Source organism: Halovulum sp. GXIMD14793, from assembly GCF_054457435.1.
On the sequence record NZ_JBTLNE010000142.1, the window covers coordinates 1 to 507 of the forward strand.

1 pseudogene is annotated in these 507 nt (G+C 57.8%); it reads left to right on the forward strand.

The window, feature by feature from the left end:
• Positions 1-116 precede the first annotated feature (116 nt).
• Positions 117-507 (forward strand): annotated as a pseudogene (locus tag ACW9UQ_RS18745) (tyrosine-type recombinase/integrase); the annotation flags it as partial.

Here is a 507-nt window from a genome sequence, read left to right on the forward strand (position 1 = left end):
ATCGGATACATCACACCGCAAGAAGCAGAGGAGAAATTCTACGAAACCTTGAAGGCCGCTGAAAAAGCAGCCTAACATTTGAACCAACCACTCTCCGGTAAACCCGGGGCGGTTCAGTCGTGCTGAGTATCGAGGAAGTGTTCGAGTTGCTGAAGGTGGCACCCGGACCGGGGCTGAAGTATCGCGCGGCGCTCAGCATTTCCTATGGCACAGGGCTGCGTGCGTCGAAGGTGTGCAACCTCAAAGTCACTGACATCGACAGCGACCGGATGCTGATCCATGTCGAACGCGGTAAAGGCGGCAAAGACCGCAAGGTGATGCTGTCACCGGGTTTGTTGGGCCTGCTGCGCGATTATTGGAAAGAAGCGCGTCCCGATGGCTGGCTTTTTCCCGGAAAGCCTCGGATCAATCCGATCTCACCGCGCCAGCTGCACCGGGCATTTAGCGCAGCCAAGCACGTGGCCGGTATCAAGACGCCGAGGAGCGCGTTGCACACGCTGCGCCATA